This window comes from Mycobacterium sp. AT1 (genome assembly GCF_002043095.1).
GTDB lineage: Bacteria > Actinomycetota > Actinomycetes > Mycobacteriales > Mycobacteriaceae > Mycobacterium.
In genome coordinates, this window is sequence record NZ_MVOC01000010.1 from 154,928 (window position 1) to 173,771 (window position 18,844).

Consider the following 18,844-nt stretch of genomic DNA (forward strand, 5'->3'; position numbering starts at 1 on the left):
TATGACGTCGGTACGACGAAAGTCGTTCTGCTACAAGCGTTCTGTGGATAACTCACCAGCCTGTGGACAACCCCGCCCAGGTCGCCAGAAATGTCGGAGCCGCGTGCTAGAGCCGTTGACCCAATTGGAACGTTAGTCCGCGACCGTCAGCCAGTCGGTGAAGCCCGACGGGTCGTGACGGCCAAGCGCGCCGTGCTCGAAGAGTCCCCAGCCCTCGACGGGTGCGCGATTGCCTTCGGTGCACAGCGCCCGGCCGACGTGGTCGATCACGCCGAAACCGGCCCGTCCTACGATCGCGGGATCGGTCATGTCGTAGGTCAGACGCTCGGTGAACTTCGCGCCCTTCCACATGCCGTGGATCCAGTCCGAGTCGCCGCCGTAACCGCCGCCGACGTGAATCGGCACGGGCAGTTTGGATTCCACCTCGAAGTGCACCGGCGACCCGTCGAGCGCGGTGGCGTCGACGCTGGCGCCGGTCGGGATGCGCGTCCCCGAGGTGTAGTGAATCTTGACGCGCGGCCACCCCAGTTGTTCGACGCGCCCGTCCTTCCAGATCCGCTTGCAGTCGTTGAGCGAGCGGAACCCGCTGGGATCCTCCTGAATGATGAGCACGATCGAGAAGTCCTCGAACGCCATCGGCACGTACAGCCACCACATGCCCTCGAACGGCGGATCGGCGGGGCGCCCGGCGGGGTCGGCCTCCCCGACGGGCCGGATGCCCCACGACCGGTCGCGGCTGCCGATCCAGGTCGACGGGTCGACGGTGATCTCCTCGCCGTCGATCGCGAGATGTCCGCTCCACGAACCCAATTGCGCGAATCGCTGGGCGTCCAAGGTGATTCGGTTACCGGCCCGGAGGAGGTGCCGTTGTTCCTGGACGACGTCGAACAGCCCGTTCCAGGTGAGGTCGACCGCGATTCCGTCGGTCTCGTCCATGACGATCCGCAGCCGGTGCAGCGGCTCCTGAACCTCGACACGGTATCCCAGGACGTGCTGGTTGAGGCGGTCGTGGTCGATGGCGTCGGAGACGTGCACGGCGGTCTGCACGTCACCGCGGCGAACGAGCACGAAGGCGTCCTTCACCCCCAGGTTCGGGTAGTACCCGATGCCGGTGATCAGGAAGATGTCGCCGCTGCGGTCGTGGGCGTTGAAGTAGGACCGGTCGTAGAAGTTGCGGTCCGAGGACTCTGGCTGTGCGATCGGCTGCGGAACCTGGTGCAGCGGAAACTCGTCCATGGGGCTGAGCATCAGTTGACTTCTCCAATCAGCCGCTTCAGCAGCGACGCGTGATAGAACTGCGACTCGACGTCGTCCGGCTTCTCCATCTCGCCAAAGTGCACCCGTCGGGCGCTGGTCCGCATGAACACGCAGCACCAGATCACACCGGAATACACGTAGAACCAGTCCAGCGCGCCGAGGTTGGTGCCGGTCAGTTCCTCGTAGGTCGAGCGCACGTCGTCCTCGCGCAGCACGTCGGGCAGACCTGGCAGTCCGGCCAAACCTGCCAACTCTTGAAAGACCATGTGGGCGAAGATGATCCAGGACACGTCGAGTTCGCGTGGACCGACGGTCGCCATCTCCCAGTCCAGCACGGCGACGGGCCGGAAGTCCTCGTAGAGCACGTTGCCGATCCGCGAGTCGCCCCAGGCCAGCACGGGCCGAGTCGCCGCGACGTCGTCGGGGAAGTGCTGCTCCAGCCAGGCCAGTGCGCGTTCGACCAATGGCGAGCGACCGATGTCGGACACGGCGAATTCGTACCAGTCCTTCAGCCAGGAGAAGTGTCGGCGCAGCGGGGTGCCACCGGGTGGGTCGACCTCGGCGAGGAAGGCGAAGGTGTTCTCCGCGTTGGGGATCGAATGCAGTTTTGCCAGCACCTCGACGGTGGAGTCCTGGAGCTCACGCTGCTTGTCGGCGGGAGCGTCGGCGAACCAGTTGCCGCCGAACGTATACGGCATGACGTCGGGTGGCACTACGCCGTCGGCGAGGTCCATCAGGAAGAACGGCGTGCCGAGCACCTCGCCTGTTTCCTCCAGCCAGCGGACGCGGGGGACGGGCACGTCGCTCAGCTCGCCGACCAGTCGGATGACGTCGAACTGATGGTCCATTCGATAGGTCGGGAAGACCGGCACGTCCGCGGCGCTGGGGGCGACGCGGGCCACCCACTTCTGCGTCGTGGTACGGCCGTCCTGCTCCCATTCACCGGTCAGGATGATCGTCTCCGACGACATTCCGTTGGCGTCGACGCTGCTTTCGACGGTCACCGTGGGCACGGCCCCTCCGGGGAGGACGGTGGCGAGCCACCGTGACATCACCGCGGGAAGGGTGCTGCTGTCGCGGGAGCTGTGCTGGAGTCGGCTGACGTCTTCGACAGCCGGGTCATTCGCCACGGTTTACCCCTTCGAGTAATTACGATACGGTGAGTAGCGTTATGAAAGCAGACGCGAGTGGCGTTGTCGAGACCCCGAACGTGGGGCGTCCTCGCGACCCACGCATCGACGCTGCCGTACTGGGCGCGGCGGCGGACCTGCTTACCGAAGTTGGCTACGCGAATCTCACGATGGCCGCGGTCGCCGAGCGGGCCGGCACCACCAAGACGGCGCTGTATCGCCGATGGTCCAGCAAGGCCGAATTGGTCCACGAGGCAGCCTTTCCCGCGGCGCCCACCGCACTGACGACCCCCGAAGGCGACATCGGCGGCGACGTACGCGCCATGGTCGCCGCCGCCCGCGACGTGTTCACCAGCCCGGTGGTCCGGGCCGCGCTGCCGGGCCTCATCGCAGACATGGCCGACGACGCCGACCTGCACGCCCGCGTCACGAGTCGGTTCGTGGGACTCTTCGGCGTCGTCAGGGACCGGCTCGACCGCGCCGTCGCCCGCGGCGAGGTGCACGCCGACGTCGACCCCCAGCGGATGATCGAGATCATCGGTGGGGCAACGCTTTTGCGACTTCTTCTCGACCCCGGCGGGTCGCTGGACGACGACTGGGTGGAGCAGACCGCCGCGATCGTCAACCACGGCGTCAAGGCCTAGCCCAGAACTGGTCGACCGACGGCGTCGAAGGGCGAAGCAGTACCGTTGTCAGCATGTACGTGCAGCTGACCCTGAACGACGAGGACGGGGTACCCGAGGTGTACTCCACGCCGCCGTGGACCGACGACGCCGACGGGCGGGCGGAGACGGCCAGAGTCGTCGTCGACCCCGTGGGTCGGCCGGACGGCGACCGGGCCGGGGTCCTGCTGACGATGACGATCGGCGAGGCCCTGGTGCTGGGCCGTCGCATCACCGAGATCGCCGAACGGGCCGCGGAGGGCCACTTCAGCCAGCGCGGCACCCAATGGCGCAAGGAAGTTCAGGACCGTAAGCGGCGCGAGGCGTGGAACGTGCTGATGGCCGGTTCCGACGACGACTCTGCGGCGGAGTCCTAGCCTTCGGCGGGCGGCGCGAAGAACTCCAGAGCGGACCCGTCGGGGTCTCGGAAGCTGAGCCCCGAGCCGTAGGGTGCGTCGACGATGCCGCCGTGGGTGATTCCCAGTTCGTCGAGACGCGCCACCCACTCCTCGAGCTCGGCCCGCGACCCGCAGGCGAACGCGACGTGGTCGAGACCGACGCGGTACTCGCTGAACGTCTCGTCCGGCGCAGGCTGGCTGTGCTGGTGGATGCCCAACAGCGTGTTGTCCGGAAGCGCCCAGACGACGTGCCGGTAGCCGGCGTCGGTGTCCTCGTCGATCAGGGGGTCGACGCCGATGAGCTGTTGATACCAGGGCGCGCTCACCGCCAGGTCTCGCACGGTGAGGGCGACGTGGGTCAGTGCGGGAAAGGTTGGCACGGGTGTGTCCTCTCGTTTAGCCGACGAACTGGTTCGCCGAGTTCACCAGGTCGAGGATCGGTTGCGGCAAGGCGCCGAGGACCAAGGTGATCGCGGCGCTCAGGGTCACGGTGGCCATGCTCAGCGCGCTGGGCACCACCACGGTGGGACCGTCCTCTGGCGGATCGGTGAAGAACAGCAGCACGATCACGCGGACGTAGAAGTACGCCGCTACGGCGCTGGCGCAGACGCCGACGATGACCAGCGGCGCCGCGCCGCCCTCGGCGGCCGCCTTGAACACCGCGAACTTGCTGACGAAGCCACTGGTCAACGGAATGCCCGCGAACGCCAGCAGGAACAGCGAGAACACCACGCCGACCAGGGGATGACTGCGGCCCAGGCCCGCCCACCGGGTCATGTCGGTCTCCTCCTCGCCAGCGGCGTTGCGCACGACGCTGACGACGGCGAAGGCGCCGAGGGTGCTGAACCCGTATGCGAAGAGGTAGAACAGGGTCGCGGAGACACCGCTGTCGGTCAAGGCGATGACACCGGTGAGGATGAACCCGGCGTGGGCGACCGACGAATAGGCCAGCATCCGCTTCACGTCGGTCTGTGACACCGCGGTCACCGTGCCCACCACCATCGTGAGGATCGCGACGCCCCACATCAGCGGCCGCCAGTCGTCCTTGAAGTCGGGGAGAGCCACGTAGAAGATGCGCAGCATGGCCCCGAATGCGGCGATCTTGGTGGCCGCCGCCATGAACGCCGTGACGGGTGTGGGTGCGCCCTGATAGACGTCGGGGATCCACGAATGGAACGGCACTGCACCAACTTTGAACAGCACGCCGACCGACAGCAGACCGATCCCGACGAGTGCCATGCCGGTGTTGCCCGACGTTTGCTCGCGGATGCCGCTGAGGCTCAAGCTGCCGGAGTAGCCGTACAGCAAGGCGATCCCGTACAGGAAGAACGCCGACGAGAACGCACCGAGCAGGAAGTACTTCAGGGCCGCCTCTTGCGACAACAGCCGGCGCCGCCGCGCCAGTCCGCACATCAGGTACAACGGCAGCGAGAAGACCTCCAGCGCAACGAACATGGTCAGCAGGTCGTCGGAGGAGCCGAACAGCATCATGCCGCCGAGTGCGAACATGGTGAGCGGGAAGACCTCGGTCTGGGCGATGCCGGACTTCGTCGCGAGCCTTTCGGCGACACTGCCCGGCACGGCCGACGCCATCGGGGTGAAGGCGTCGAGACCGCCTGCGCCGTCGTCGACGTCCACCTCCGAGGCGATGCGGCGTTCGGCGATCAGCAGCGTGCCGAGGATCCCGATCGTCAACAGCGTGCCCTGGAGGAACAATGCCGGCCGGTCGACGGCGACGGCGCCCATGACGGCGGTCTGGCCCGCCGACGACCCGAGCCCGACCCACTGGACGACGACGGCGACCAGCGCGGCGGCTTGGCCGCCGATCGCCAACGTCAGCTGCACCGGGTAACGCGCGGCGCGTGGCAGGAACGCCTCGACCAGAACTCCGAGCACGGCGACGCCCAGGACGATGAGCATCGGTGAGACGAGGCCGTATTCGACGGTGGGCGGGGTGATCGTCACTTGGCGGGGCTCCCTTCGGCGACGCGGGGTGCCGGGTCTTCCTGGCCGATCGTCGTCAGGGTGTGGCCGACGGCGGGATCGATGACGTCGAGCACGGGTTTGGGATACACGCCGAGCACCAGCAGCAGCGCGATCAGCGGTGCGACGACGAGGATTTCCCTCGGGACGAGGTCACGCAGCTTCTCGTTGTCCACCGCGACGGGCCCGGTCATCATGCGCTGGTACATCCAGAGGATGTAGACCGCCGAGAGCACCAGCGCCGTCGACGCGAAGACCGCAAGGACGGGGTAGGTGGTGAACGTGCCGATCAGGACCAGGAACTCGCTGATGAACGGCGCCAGACCTGGCAGCGACAGGGTTGCCAACCCGGCGACGAGGAACGTCCCCGCCAGCACCGGTGCGACCTTCTGCACGCCACCGAACGATGCGATGGCACGACTTCCCCTGCGCGACACCAGGAATCCCGCGACGAGGAAGAGTGCCGCCGTCGAGATGCCGTGGTTGACCATGTAGAGCGTCGACCCCGTTTGGCCCTGCGTCGTCATGACGAAGATGCCGAGGATGATGAAGCCGAAGTGCGATATCGACGTGTACGAGATCAGGCGCATCACGTCGGTTTGGCCGATCGCGACGACCGCGCCGTACACGATGCCGATCACGGCGAGGGTGATGATCAACGGCCGGAACGTGATCGACGCGTCTGGGAACAGTTGTAGGCAGTAGCGCAGCATGCCGAACGTGCCGACCTTGTCGACGACGGCCATCATCAGCACCGCCGTCGCGGGGGTCGACTCGACGGCCGCGTCGGGCAGCCAGCGGTGGAACGGCCACAGCGGCGCCTTGACGGCGAAGGCGAACATGAAGCCGAGGAACAGGGCGTTGAGCACCGCCGGGTCGACGTTCAACGACCCGTCCGCTACGGCAGCCACGATCGCTCGGAAGTCGAAGGTACCTGCGGCGAACGCGTCGCTCTTGGCCGTCGCCACGTACAGCCCGATGACCGCCGCGAGCATGATGAGGCCGCCGAAGAGGTTGTACAGCAAGAACTTCACCGCGGCAGCCGACCTGTGCTCGCCGCCAAATCCACCGATGAGGAAGTACATCGGGATGAGCATCGCCTCGAAGAAGACGTAGAACAGCAGCACGTCCAACGCCGTCAGCGAGATCAGCACCATGCCCTCGACCACCAGCGTCAACGCCAGATAGGTGTGGGTGGATCTGCCGCGGTCGCCGGCGTCGTTCCAGCCGGCCACGATCAGCAGTGGCACCAAGACGGCGGTGAGCACCACCAGGGCCAGCGCGATGCCGTCGAGTCCGAGGATGTATCCCGTTCCGAAGGAGGGGATCCAGGCGTGGTCCTCGACGAATTGGTACTGCGCGCCCGCCGGGTCGAACGTCACGGCCAGCAGGGCCGCGATCGCCAACACGATTAGTGAGAGCCCCAGCGCCGCGTACTTCGCGAGATGCCTTGCCGCCGAGGGCAACAGGATGACCACGGCGGCACCGAGCATGGGGACCGCCCACAAGGCTGACAGCCACGGCATGCCGCTCACCAGACCTTCACCGCCAGAATCGCGGCGATGACCAAGACGGTACCGCCGAACATGGAAAGGGCGTAGGAGCGGGCGAAGCCGGTCTGCACCTGCCGCAACCGTTCCGAGGCGCCCCCAACCAGCGCACCCAGTCCTCGCGAGACGTCGTCGATGCCCTCGTCGTCGATCTCGACCAGACCCCTGGTCACCAGCTGGCCGCTGCGCATCAGCACGTCCTCGTTGAACGCGTCGCCGTAGAGGTCCCTGCGGGCCGCGACGGTCAGCGCGGACACCTTCTCCGGCGCGACCTCCGGGATCGCACGCATGGCGTAGTTGCGGTAGGCGATCGCGACCCCGACGGCCACGACGGCGAGCGTGATGGTGGTCATCAGCCAGACCGGGATGGCGTGCGCCGCCTCCTCGTGGGCTCCGACGACGGGCTCCAGCCAGTGCTCGAGGGTGCCGCCGATCGCGAGCAGGCCGCCGGCGCCGACCGACCCGATCGCGAGGACGATCATCGGCGCTGTCATCGAGATCGGAGACTCGTGGGGGTGGGTGTCGGGTTTCCACCGCTTCTCCCCGAAGAACGTCATCAGCATCACCCTCGTCATGTAAAACGCCGTGATGCCGGCACCGAGCAGCGCCGCCCCGCCGAGCAGAATGCCCTTGACTCCGCCTGCGGCGAAGGCGGTTTCGATGATCGCGTCCTTGGAGAAGAAGCCCGCGAACGGTGGCACGCCGATGATCGCCAGGTAGCCGAGGCCGAAGGTGACGAACGTGATCGGCATGAACGTGCGCAGCCCGCCGTACCGTCGCATGTCGGTCTCGTCGTCCATGCCGTGCATGACCGAACCGGCGCCGAGGAAGAGCCCGGCCTTGAAGAACCCGTGGGTCAGCAGGTGCATGATGGCGATCGCGTAGCCCGCCGGCCCGAGCCCCGCGGCGAGCACCATGTAGCCGATCTGGCTCATCGTCGACGCCGCGAGCGCCTTCTTGATGTCGTCCTTCGCGCACCCGATGACGGCGCCGAAGAGCAGGGTGACCGCACCGACGATCACCACTCCGAGGCGGGCGTCGGGGGCGAGGTCGTAGATCGGCCCGGACCGCACGATCAGGTAGACGCCTGCGGTGACCATGGTCGCCGCGTGGATGAGCGCCGACACCGGGGTCGGGCCCTCCATCGCGTCCCCAAGCCAGGACTGCAGCGGCACCTGTGCGGACTTGCCGCAGGCGGCCAACAGGAGGAGCAGACCGATGGCCGTCAACGTTCCGCGAGACATCTCTCCGGCCGCCCCGAAGACACCCTCGTAGGAGACGGTTCCGACGTTGGCGAACATCACCATCAGGGCCAGCGCCAGGCCGACGTCACCGACCCGGTTGACGACGAACGCCTTCTTGGCCGCGGTGGCAGCCGACGGCTTGTGTTGCCAGAAACCGATCAGCAGGTAGGACGCCAGACCGACGCCCTCCCAACCCATGTAGAGGCCGAGATAGTTGTCCGCCAGCACCAGCAGCAGCATCGCCGCGACGAACAGGTTGAGGTAGGCGAAGAACCTCCTACGCTCCGGGTCGTGGGCCATGTACCCCACGGAGTACAGATGGATCAGCGAGCCGACACCGGTGATCAGCAGCACGAAACACACTGAGAGTTGGTCGAGTTGGAGGCCGAAGTCGACGCGCAGCTGTCCGACGGGCACCCAGGTGAAGAGGTGTTCGTGCACGCCGCGGTCCGCGGCGGGGGAGTCGATCATGCCGACGAACAGCACCGCGCCGACGGCGAAGGACGCGATGACCGTGGCGCACCCCAGCAGATGACCCCACGCATTGGTGGCCTTGCCGCCCAGCAGAAGGACCACTGCACCGAGCAGCGGCAGCGCTATCGGGAGCCAGATCACTAGTGCCTCAGGAGATTCGCGCCGTCGACCGAGGCGGACTGCCTGGCCCGGAAGATGGTCATGATGATCGCCAGCCCGACGACGACCTCGCAGGCGGCGACCACCATGGTGAAGAACGCGACGACCTGTCCGTCGAGGTGACCGTGCATGCGGGAGAACGTGACGAAGGCGAGGTTCGCGGCGTTGAGCATCAACTCGACGCACATGAACATCACGATGGCGTTGCGGCGCAACAGCACTCCGGCGGCGCCAATGGTGAACAGCATCGCCGACAGGTACAGGTAGTTCGCGGGATTCACGACGACGCTCCGTTCTCCGACGTCATGGTGCGTGGTGGCAGGATGCCGCTGACCGAGGTCTTGGCATCCGAGCCGTCGGGGAGTCGCGCCGCCACGTCGACCGCGTTGTGCCGGGCGTACACGCCGGGACTGGGCATCGGGGTCGCATGCCCGCCGGGGGCGAACCGCTCGGTGGCGAGTTCGCGTTGGGTCTTGCGGCGGTCGATGCGCTCGCGGTGGGTCAGCACCATGGCCGCCAGGGTGGCCGTGATGAGCAGTGCACTGGTCAGTTCGAACGCCCAGAGGTAGCGAACGAAGATCAGGGCGGCGAGGCCTTCCACGTTGCCGCCCGCATTCGCCTCGGCGAGTCCGGTGAAGCCGTTGACGGAGACGTTGCCGATGCCGGCTATGAGCAGGATGCCGAAGGCCAAACCCACACCGATGGCGGCGAGGCGTTGCCCGCGAATGGTTTCCACCAGCGAGTCGGCGGAGTCGACGCCGATCAGCATCAGGACGAACAGGAAGAGCATCATCACCGCGCCGGTGTAGACGACGATCTGCACGACGCCGAGGAACAACGCGTCCTGGGCGATGTAGAGCACGGCAAGGGCGATCATCGTGCACGCCAGGAAGATCGCGGAGTAGACCGCCTTGGGCGCGGCGACGACGGCGATCGCCCCCAGCACGGCGAGCGTGCCGAGCACCCAGAACGTCACGGCCTCCATCGTCGACGTGCGGACTATGGCGTCGGCGGCCAGGAGCGTGAAATCGGCTGTCACAGCAGGGCTTCCCTCGGCTTCACCGTCGGCATGCCGAGCGGGGTGACCAGGCCCTCGGACCGCACGTTGCCCCGGTAGTAGTCCTCGTCGGTGCTACCCGGCGCCATCGCGTGCGGCGGAGCGGTCATCTCGGGTTGGAGCGGTGCGAGCAACTTGTCCTTGCCGTAGATCAGGTCCGAGCGGTTGTCGTCGGCCATTTCGTAGTCGTTGGTCATGGTCAGCGCCCGGGTGGGGCACGCCTCGATGCACAGGCCGCAGCCGATGCACCGCAGATAGTTGATCTGATAGACCCGGCCGTACCGTTCCCCTGGCGAATAGCGTTCGGCCTCGGTGTTGTCGGCGCCCTCGACGAAGATCGCGTCGGCCGGGCACGCCCACGCACAAAGCTCGCAGCCGATGCACTTCTCCAAACCGTCGTCGTACCGGTTGAGTTGGTGCCTGCCGTGATACCGCTTGGCGGTCGCCCCTGGTTTCTCCGGGTATTGCTCGGTGACCGGTTTCTTGAACATCGTCGCGAACGTCACGCCGAAACCGGCGAGTGCGTCGACGAGGTGTGGCCGCTTAGACATCGGCTGGCTCCTTCGCGGGGATGGGCGGCACGGGGAAGGCGCCGGGTGCGGTCGACGGCGGGTCGGCGAGACGTTGGGGACGGGCCCGCTTGTGCCGCAGGATCCGCCACAGGTAGACCAGCAGAAGCAGGCCGGCGAACGAGCTGGTGGCGACGAGCACGACGGCGAGTCCGTCGTAGCCCTGGTTGCGCAGTGTTCTGACGACGGCGACCGTCATGATCCAGCCAAGTGAGATGGGGATGAGGATCTTCCATCCCAACCCCATGAACTGGTCGTAGCGCAGCCGCGGCAGCGTCGCCCGCAGCCACATGAACCCGAACATGAACGTCCAGACCTTGAGGGTGAACCACAGCAGCGGCCACCACCCGGAGTTGGCGCCGTCGATCATGGCGAACGGCCACGGCGCCTGCCAACCGCCGAGGAACATCGTGGTGGCCAGCGCGGCAACGGTGGTCATGTTGACGTACTCGGCGAGCATGAACATCGCGAACTTCAGCGAGGAGTACTCGGTGTGGAACCCGCCGACCAGCTCGCCCTCGGCCTCCGGCAGATCGAAGGGCGCCCGGTTGGTCTCGCCGACCATCGACACCGCGTAGATCACGAAGGACGGCAGCAGCAGGAACACGAACCAGAGGCCCTGCTGCTTGGCCACTATTTCGGAGGTGGACATGGTGCCCGCGTACAGGAAGACCGCGGCGAAGCACAGCGCCATCGCGATCTCGTAAGAAATCACCTGTGCGCTCGAGCGCAAGCCGCCAAGCAGGGGATAGGTGGATCCGGAAGCCCACCCCGCCAACACGATTCCGTAGACGCCGATCGACGTCACCGCCAGGACGTAGAGCACGGCGACGGGAAGGTCGGTCAGCTGCAGCGGAGTCTGCGTGCCGAAGACGCTCACCAGACCGCCCATCGGAATCACCGCGAACGCCATGAAGGCGGGAATGACGGCGATGACCGGGGCGGCCAGATAGATCGGCTTGTCGACTCCGGCCGGGATCAGGCCCTCCTTGAGCGCGAGCTTGACCCCGTCGACGAGGCTTTGCAGCACGCCGAACGGTCCAACTCGGTTGGGGCCGAAGCGCATCTGCATGCGGCCGAGGATCTTGCGCTCGAGAAGGATCGCGACCAGCACGGTCAACAGCAGGAAGACGAAGACCCCCAACGCCTTCGCCACCACCAACCACCACGGATCGTGCCCGAAGGAGCTCAGATCGGGATAGGTCATGCCCGCTCACCTCCGGCCGCCACGTCCACGATGGCCCCCGGGGCGACGCCAAGCGTCACGTTCACCCGGGAGCCAGTCGAATTCAGCGGCAGCCACACCACCCCGTCCGGCATCTCGGTGACCTCCAGCGCCAAGGTGACCGCACCCCGGTCGGTCGCGACGGTGACCGGTTGCCCGTCGAGCGCACCGATCTCCGCAGCGGTCGACGGCGACAATCGGACGACCGAGGGCCGTGCCGTGCCAGCAAGGTGGGGCTCGCCGTCTTGGAGCCGGCCGGCGTCCAGCAGCATCCGCCAGCCCGCCAGGACGGCGCGTCCGGGCCCCGGCGGCTCCGGCTGTGGCACGGGCACGTTCGGACCGTCGACCGATGGGCCCTGCCAGCTTCCGAGCCGTTGGATCTCGGCGCGGGCGTCGGCCGCGTCACGCAGGCCAAGGGCGACGCCGACCTCCTCGGCCAACGCCGCGAGAACGCGGGAATCCGACGTCGCATTGGGCGGTAGCGCGGGCTCGAAGGACCGTGGGCGTCCCTCCCACGTGACGAATGTGCCCGACTTCTCGGTGACCGGAGCCACCGGGAACACCACGTCGGCACGTTCGGTGACGGCGCTGTGCCGCAATTCCAGGCTGACGACGAACGGGGCGGCGTCGATCCCCGCCAGGGCAGCCGCCGGGTCGGGCAGGTCGGCGACCTCGACGCCACCGACCAGCAGCGCACCCAATGTGCCGTCAGCGGCGGCCGAGAGGATGGCGGAGGTGTCCCGGCCTGGGGCGGCAGGCAGGTCGTCGACGTTCCACGCCGTGGCGACCTCGGCGCGGGCCGTAGCATCCGACAACGGTCGGCCACCGGGCAGAAGATGTGGCGCCGCACCGGCTTCCAGTGCGCCACGCTCACCGGCGCGGCGGGGGACCCAGCCGATCCTGGCGCCGGTGCGCTCGGCGAGTCTAAGCACCGCGGAGAACGCCCCCGGAGCGGTCGCGAGGCGTTCGCCGACCAGGACGACCGTCCCGGCGTCCATGCCGTCGAGTGCGTCCAGGGCCGCGGCCTCCCCACCCGGCACCGTGGGGACGAGGGTGCCGCCCATCTTCTGCAAGCCGCGGGTGGCGAACGGTGCGATCGAGGTGACCGCGAGTCCGCGCTTGCGGGCCGCCTTGCGCAGGCGAAGGTAGACGATCGGGGATTCCTCTTCGGGTTCGAACCCCACCAGTAGGACCGACGACGCGGCGTCGAGGTCGGCATAGGTGACCGACATCGGCTGCCCGGCGACGGCCGCGGCAAGGAAGTCGGCTTCCTCCTCGGAGTGGGCCCGGCTACGAAAGTCGACGTCGTTGGTGCCCAACACGATTCGGGCGAACTTGGCGTAGGCGTAGGCGTCCTCGAGGGTCAGCCGGCCCCCGACCAAAACGCCGGTGCGCCCGCCCGCGGCGGTCAAGCCTCGGATGGCGACCGCAACGGCCTCCGACCACGACGCCGGCCGTTGGGTGCCGTCGGCGTCACGTACCAGCGGGGTGGCGATGCGGTCGCCCTGCGTGGCGTAGGTGAACGCCCAGCGGCCCTTGTCGCAGTTCCACTCTTCGTTCACGGTGGGGTCGTCGCCGGCGAGGCGGCGCAGCACCCGGCCGCGTCGATGATCGGTGCGCTGCGCGCAGCCAGAGGCGCAGTGTTCGCACACGCTGGGCGTCGACACCAGGTCGAACGGCCTGGCGCGGAACCGGTACGCGGTACCGGTCAGCGCCCCGACGGGGCAGATCTGGACGGTGTTGCCCGAGAAGTACGAGTCGAATGGCGTCTCGTCCGCGATGCCGACCTGTTGAAGTGCGCCTCGTTCGAGCAATTCGATGAAGGGGTCGCCGGCGATCTGGTTGGAGAACCTGGTGCACCGCGCGCACAGCACGCAGCGTTCGCGGTCGAGCAGCACCTGGGCGGACAGGTTGATCGGCTTGGGAAACGTGCGCTTGACGTCGGTGAAGCGAGTGTCGGCCTGCCCGTTGGACATTGCCTGGTTCTGCAGCGGACACTCGCCGCCCTTGTCGCAGACGGGGCAGTCCAGCGGGTGGTTGATCAGCAACAGTTCCATCACGCCGCGCTGGGCCTTGTCGGCTGCCTCCGACGTCAGCTGGGTGCGCACCACCATGTCCGGGGTGACGGTGATGGTGCAACTCGCCATGGGCTTGCGCTGACCCTCGACCTCGACCAGGCACTGCCGGCACGCGCCGACGGGTTCGAGCAACGGGTGGTCGCAGAACCGGGGGATCTGGATGCCCATCAGCTCGGCCGCGCGAATCACCAACGTGCCCTTGGGAACGCTGATCTGGTGGTCGTCGATGGTGAGCGACACCATCTCGACGTCGGTGGTAGGCGCGGCCTTGTCCTCTGCTGTCGTCACGCGGTCACCCCTCCCCGGCGAGCAGACGTAAAGGGCCCTGGAAGGCCCCAAATGAGGGCCTTTTGCGTCTGCTCGCGGTCACGAGAGAGCTCCTTCCGGTGCGGCCAGCATCGAGGCGTGCGGATCGAACGGGCATCCGCCGTCGAGGTGCGCGACGTACTCGTCGCGGAAGTACTTGACCGACGACATGATTGGGCTCGCCGCGCCGTCGCCGAGGGCGCAGAACGACTTGCCGAGAATCGCTTCGGCGATGTCGAGCAACTTGTCGAGGTCGTCCGGGCGACCGGTTCCGTTCTCCAGGCGCTCGTAGATCTGCGCCAACCAGTAGGTGCCCTCGCGGCACGGCGTGCACTTGCCGCAGGATTCGTGGGCGTAGAACTGCGTCCACCGACGAACCGCCCGCACCACGCAGGTCGTCTCGTCGAAGATCTGAAGTGCCTTGGTGCCCAGCATCGAGCCTGCCTTGGCCACGTTCTCGTAATCCAGTGGCACGTCCAAATGTTCGGGCGTGAACAGCGGCGTCGACGACCCGCCGGGTGTCCAGAACTTCAGTTCGTGGCCCGCCCGTACGCCGCCCGCGTACTCGAGCAGCTCGCGAAGGGTGATGCCGAGCGGGGCCTCGTACTGACCCGGCGTGGTGACGTGCCCCGACAGCGAGTAGATCGTGAACCCCGGCGACTTCTCCGAGCCCATCGACTTGAACCACTCCACACCGCCGCGCACCACGGCGGGGACACTGGCGATCGACTCCACGTTGTTGACCACCGTCGGACAGGCGTACAGGCCGGCGACGGCGGGGAACGGTGGCCGTAGCCGAGGTTGGCCGCGTCGACCCTCCAGCGAGTCAAGCAGCGCGGTTTCCTCACCGCAGATGTACGCCCCCGCGCCGGCGTGCACCACCAGATCGAGGTCGAAACCCGAGCCGAGAATGTCGGTGCCGAGGAGGCCGGCCTCGTAGGCCTCGGCGACGGCGGTCTGCAACCGACGCAGCACCGGCAGCACCTCGCCGCGAACGTAGATGAACGCGTGCCGCGCCCTGATCGCGTAGGCCGCGATGATCGCGCCCTCCACCAGGACGTGCGGCGTGGCCATCATCAGCGGAATGTCCTTGCAGGTACCGGGTTCCGACTCGTCGGCGTTGATCACCAGGTAGTGCGGCTTGGCGGCCGCTCCCTCGGTCCCTTGCGGTATGAACGACCACTTCTGGCCCGTCGGGAACCCTGCGCCGCCGCGGCCGCGCAGGCCGGAGTCCTTCACCAGGCCGATCACCGCGTCGGCGTCCATCGCCAACGCCGTCCGCAGCGCTTGGTAACCGTCATGGCGCTGATAGGACTCCAGCGTCCACGACGACGGCTCGTCCCAGTAGCTGCTCAACACCGGTGTCAGCGTCACGAGTGCGCCCCGTTCGTCGGTGGCAGATCGGCCTGAGGACCGGGCGCCGGCTCGTTGCGGGCCGCCTCTTCGGTGATCTCCTCGTCGTCGGGTCCCGCTGCGGTGGAATGAGATTCGTGGGGGTCGGGCGCAGTCATCCCGAGCTCGTGCGCCACTCGCAGCCCGGCCAGGGTGGCGTCACCCGCGGTCGGGCCGTCGTTGGCGCCCGGCCGTTGGTCGACGAATCCGGCAAGGATCCGCGAGGTGTCGCGGAAGGAGCACGGCGAACCGCCGCGGGTGGCGGCCACGGGCGTCCCCGCGCGGAGGTCGTCCACCAGATTCCTGGCCGACGCCGGCGTCTGATTGTCGAAGAACTCCCAGTTCACCATGATCACCGGCGCGTAGTCGCACGCCGCGTTGCACTCGAGGTGTTCGAGGGTGACCTTGCCGTCGGCGGTGGTCTGGCCGGCATGCAGGTCGAGGTGCTCCTCGAGGACTTCGAGGATCGCGTCGCCACCCATCACCGCGCACAGCGTGTTGGTGCACACGCCGACCAGGTATTCGCCGGTGGGTGTGCGCCGGTACATCGAATAGAACGTCGCGACGGCGGTCACCTCGGCGGGACTCAGACTCAATTGCCCTGCGCAGAACGAGATCCCGGCCGGGGTGAGGTAGCCGTCCTCGGACTGCACCAGGTGCAGCAGCGGCAGGAGTGCCGACCTCGACTCCGGGTAGCGGGCCATGATCTGGGCGGCGTCGGAGGCCAACCGTGCCGTCACCTCGGCCGAATAGGATTGTGGCCCGCGGGAAATGGGCGGCCCGGGCTCGTCCGGCCGGGGGCCAAGGTGGAGATCGACGAGAGTCATCTGTCGACACCGCCCATGACCGGGTCGATCGACGCCACCGCCGCGATCGCGTCGGCCACCATCCCGCCCTCGCACATCGCCGCCACCGCCTGCAGATTGGTGAACGACGGATCGCGGTAGTGCACGCGGTAGGGACGCGTTCCACCGTCGGAGACCATGTGAACGCCAAGCTCGCCCCGCGGCGACTCCACGGCGACGTACACCTGGCCCGCGGGGACGCGGATGCCCTCGGTGACCAACTTGAAGTGGTGGATGAGGGCCTCCATCGAGCCGCCCATGATCTTGGCGATGTGCTCGGGTGAGTTGCCGAGCCCGTCGGGCCCCAGCTGGAGGTCGGCGGGCCAGGCCAGCTTCTTGTTGGTGATCATCACCGGCCCCGGCTTCAGCCGGCTCAGGCACTGCTCGACGATCTTGAGCGATTCGCGCATCTCGCGAACGCGGATCATGTACCGGCCGTAGGCATCGCACTCGTCGGTGGTGATGACGTCGAAGTCGTAGGTCTCGTATCCGCAGTACGGCTGGGCGCGGCGTAGATCGTGGGGGAGACCCGTCGAACGCAGGCACGGTCCGGTGATGCCCAACGCCATGCAGCCGGTCAGGTCGAGGTACCCGATGCCCTGGGTGCGCGCCTTCCAGATGTAGTTCTCGTTGAGGAGGTCCTCGAGGTCGGTGAGCTTGGCAGGCATGGTCGCCAGAAGTTCCTCGATCTGCGGGATGGCCTCGTCGGGGAGATCCATGGCGAGGCCGCCCGGCCGGATGTAGGCGTGGTTCATGCGCAGGCCGGTGATGGTCTCGAAGACCGAAAGCACCTGTTCGCGTCCGAGGAAGCCGAAGAACATGGCCGACATCGCACCGAGCTCCATACCGCCGGTGGCCAGCGCCACCAGGTGGCTGGAGATCCTGTTCAGTTCCATCAGCATCACCCGGATGACGCTGGCGCGTTCGGGAATGTCGTCGGTGACGTCGAGCAGCTTCTCCACCCCGAGGCAGTACGCCGTCTCGTTGAAGAAGGGTGAGAGGTAGTCCATTCTCGTCACGAACGTGACGCCCTGCGTCCAGTTCCGGAACTCGAGATTCTTCTCGATTCCGGTGTGCAGGTAGCCGATTCCGCAGCGAATCTCGGTGATGGTCTCGCCCTCGATCTCCAGGATCAGGCGAAGGACGCCGTGGGTTGAGGGGTGTTGAGGTCCCATGTTGACGACGATGCGTTCGCCGGCGACGGACTTCTCGCGCGCGGCGTCGACGACCTCCTGCCAGTCTTCACCGCCCACCGTGACGACTGTCTCCTTGGGCGGGGTGTCGGGCTTGGCCATCAGTTGTAGGACCTCCGCTGGTCGGGCGGTTGAATCTCGGCGCCGTGGTACTCCACGGGGATGCCGCCCAACGGGTAGTCCTTGCGCTGCGGGTGACCCACCCAGTCGTCGGGCATCTCGATGCGGGTGAGCGACGGGTGGCCGTCGAAGACCAGCCCGAAGAAGTCGTACGTCTCGCGCTCGTGCCAGTCGGTCGTCGGATACACCGAGAACAGCGACGGCACATGGGGATCCGCGTCGGGCGCGGTGACCTCGACGCGGATCCGACGATTGTGGGTGATCGACATCAGCGGGTAGACCGCATGCAGTTCGCGGTCCAGGTCGACGGGGTAGTGCACGCCGGAGACCCCAAGGCAGAGCTCGAATCTCAACGCGGCGTCGTCGCGGAGCGCCTGCGCAACCGCCACCAGGTGTTCCCGCCGCACGTGGAGGGTGAGCTCGTCGCGGAACACCACCACGCGCTCGACGGCGGCGGTGAAGACGTCCTCGCCGAGCACGGTGACCAGCGCGTCGACGACGTCGTCGAAGTAGCCGCCGTAGGGTCGCGGCGAGCTGCCGGGGAGTGCTACGTCGCGGATCAGCCTGCCGTAACCGGACGTGTCACCGCTGCCCTTGACGCCGAACATGCCGCGGCGTTGGCCGATCTTCTCGGGCTCGTCCGTCATGACCGCAGCAGCCCCTTGAACTCGATGGTAGGCCGGGACGCAAGGGCCGCTTCCTCGGCGGCGGCGATGGCCTCGGCACGGTTGACGCCCAACGGCATCTCCTGAATCTTGGCGTGCAGCATGAGGATCGCGTTGAGCAGCATCTCCGGTCGCGGTGGGCATCCCGGCAGGTAGATGTCCACGGGGACGACGTGGTCGACCCCCTGCACGATCGCGTAGTTGTTGAACATCCCGCCTGAGGAGGCGCACACCCCCATCGCGAGAACCCACTTCGGCTCGGCCATCTGGTCGTACACCTGCCGCAGCACCGGTGCCATCTTCTGGCTGACCCGGCCCGCCACGATCATCAGGTCGGCCTGCCGGGGTGTCGCAGAGAAGCGCTCCATGCCGAACCGGGCGATGTCGAACCGCGGTCCCGCCGTCGCCATCATCTCGATGGCACAGCACGCCAGCCCGAACGTCGCGGGCCACAGCGACCCCTTGCGCACGTATCCGGCGACCTTTTCCAGCGTCGAGAGAAGGATGCCGCCTGGTAGTTGTTCCTCGAGTCCCATG

At 67.3% G+C, this 18,844-nt stretch carries 18 protein-coding genes; 2 read left to right on the forward strand and 16 right to left on the reverse strand.

The genetic code is table 11. The annotated features are described in order from the left end of the window. Positions 1–132 precede the first annotated feature (132 nt). Together B1790_RS06075 and B1790_RS06080 are read right to left on the reverse strand one after the other, a co-directional pair. Positions 133–1,248: a hypothetical protein gene (locus B1790_RS06075; RefSeq protein ID WP_079922305.1), complete on the reverse strand. Its 1,116-nt coding sequence runs from the start codon at positions 1,246–1,248 to the stop codon at positions 133–135. Beyond that, the gene (locus tag B1790_RS06080; RefSeq protein ID WP_079922306.1) at positions 1,248–2,387 is read right to left on the reverse strand and encodes a phosphotransferase family protein; all 1,140 of its coding nucleotides are present in this window, start codon (positions 2,385–2,387) and stop codon (positions 1,248–1,250) included. The genes B1790_RS06075 and B1790_RS06080 overlap by 1 nt, the downstream gene beginning before the upstream one ends. Positions 2,388–2,428: 41 nt before the next feature. Here B1790_RS06080 and B1790_RS06085 point away from each other — a divergent pair, with 41 nt between their 5' ends. Beyond that, positions 2,429–3,031 (forward strand): TetR/AcrR family transcriptional regulator, encoded by a 603-nt coding sequence (locus tag B1790_RS06085; RefSeq protein ID WP_079922307.1) that lies wholly within the window; start codon positions 2,429–2,431, stop codon positions 3,029–3,031. Positions 3,032–3,084: 53 nt separating this feature from the next. Then, positions 3,085–3,426, forward strand: a complete 342-nt coding sequence (locus tag B1790_RS06090; RefSeq protein WP_079922308.1) for a hypothetical protein — start codon at positions 3,085–3,087, stop codon at positions 3,424–3,426. On the opposite strand, the gene B1790_RS06095 is transcribed toward B1790_RS06090, so the two are convergent. The 14 genes from B1790_RS06095 to B1790_RS06160 form a co-directional block, all read right to left on the reverse strand. Further along, positions 3,423–3,827, reverse strand: coding sequence for a VOC family protein (locus B1790_RS06095; RefSeq protein ID WP_079922309.1), 405 nt, complete (start codon positions 3,825–3,827; stop codon positions 3,423–3,425). The two genes, B1790_RS06090 and B1790_RS06095, sit on opposite strands and share 4 nt — an antisense overlap. Before the next feature lie 16 nt (positions 3,828–3,843). Further along, entirely contained in the window at positions 3,844–5,367 is a 1,524-nt protein-coding gene (gene nuoN, locus B1790_RS06100) for an NADH-quinone oxidoreductase subunit NuoN (protein ID WP_369832294.1), read from the reverse strand. A 41-nt stretch (positions 5,368–5,408) separates the two neighbouring features. After that, on the reverse strand, positions 5,409–6,956 hold the full coding sequence (locus tag B1790_RS06105) for an NADH-quinone oxidoreductase subunit M (protein ID WP_198951929.1): 1,548 nt from the start codon (positions 6,954–6,956) through the stop codon (positions 5,409–5,411). Positions 6,957–6,961: 5 nt separating this feature from the next. After that, positions 6,962–8,836, reverse strand: a complete 1,875-nt coding sequence (gene nuoL / locus B1790_RS06110) for an NADH-quinone oxidoreductase subunit L (RefSeq protein ID WP_079922354.1) — start codon at positions 8,834–8,836, stop codon at positions 6,962–6,964. Positions 8,837–8,838: 2 nt separating this feature from the next. Beyond that, a complete protein-coding gene (gene nuoK / locus B1790_RS06115) occupies positions 8,839–9,138 on the reverse strand; it encodes an NADH-quinone oxidoreductase subunit NuoK (protein WP_056555671.1) in 300 nt (99 codons plus the stop codon). Next, positions 9,135–9,896 (reverse strand): NADH-quinone oxidoreductase subunit J, encoded by a 762-nt coding sequence (locus B1790_RS06120; protein WP_079922311.1) that lies wholly within the window; start codon positions 9,894–9,896, stop codon positions 9,135–9,137. Before B1790_RS06120 ends, nuoK begins: the two co-directional genes overlap by 4 nt. Beyond that, positions 9,893–10,465, reverse strand: coding sequence for an NADH-quinone oxidoreductase subunit NuoI (gene nuoI / locus B1790_RS06125; RefSeq protein ID WP_079922312.1), 573 nt, complete (start codon positions 10,463–10,465; stop codon positions 9,893–9,895). The genes B1790_RS06120 and nuoI overlap by 4 nt, the downstream gene beginning before the upstream one ends. After that, positions 10,458–11,690, reverse strand: coding sequence for an NADH-quinone oxidoreductase subunit NuoH (nuoH, locus tag B1790_RS06130; protein WP_079922313.1), 1,233 nt, complete (start codon positions 11,688–11,690; stop codon positions 10,458–10,460). Before nuoH ends, nuoI begins: the two co-directional genes overlap by 8 nt. Beyond that, a complete protein-coding gene (locus tag B1790_RS06135) occupies positions 11,687–14,074 on the reverse strand; it encodes an NADH-quinone oxidoreductase subunit G (RefSeq protein ID WP_079922314.1) in 2,388 nt (795 codons plus the stop codon). Before B1790_RS06135 ends, nuoH begins: the two co-directional genes overlap by 4 nt. A 78-nt stretch (positions 14,075–14,152) precedes the next feature. Further along, a complete protein-coding gene (gene nuoF, locus B1790_RS06140) occupies positions 14,153–15,466 on the reverse strand; it encodes an NADH-quinone oxidoreductase subunit NuoF (protein ID WP_079922315.1) in 1,314 nt (437 codons plus the stop codon). Then, positions 15,463–16,311, reverse strand: a complete 849-nt coding sequence (gene nuoE, locus B1790_RS06145; RefSeq protein WP_079922316.1) for an NADH-quinone oxidoreductase subunit NuoE — start codon at positions 16,309–16,311, stop codon at positions 15,463–15,465. Before nuoE ends, nuoF begins: the two co-directional genes overlap by 4 nt. Beyond that, entirely contained in the window at positions 16,308–17,624 is a 1,317-nt protein-coding gene (nuoD, locus tag B1790_RS06150) for an NADH dehydrogenase (quinone) subunit D (RefSeq protein WP_079922317.1), read from the reverse strand. Before nuoD ends, nuoE begins: the two co-directional genes overlap by 4 nt. After that, complete coding sequence (locus tag B1790_RS06155) at positions 17,624–18,289, reverse strand: NADH-quinone oxidoreductase subunit C (protein ID WP_079922318.1); 666 nt, start codon at positions 18,287–18,289, stop codon at positions 17,624–17,626. The genes nuoD and B1790_RS06155 overlap by 1 nt, the downstream gene beginning before the upstream one ends. Then, entirely contained in the window at positions 18,286–18,843 is a 558-nt protein-coding gene (locus B1790_RS06160; protein ID WP_079922319.1) for an NADH-quinone oxidoreductase subunit B family protein, read from the reverse strand. The genes B1790_RS06155 and B1790_RS06160 overlap by 4 nt, the downstream gene beginning before the upstream one ends. Position 18,844: the final 1 nt, after the last annotated feature.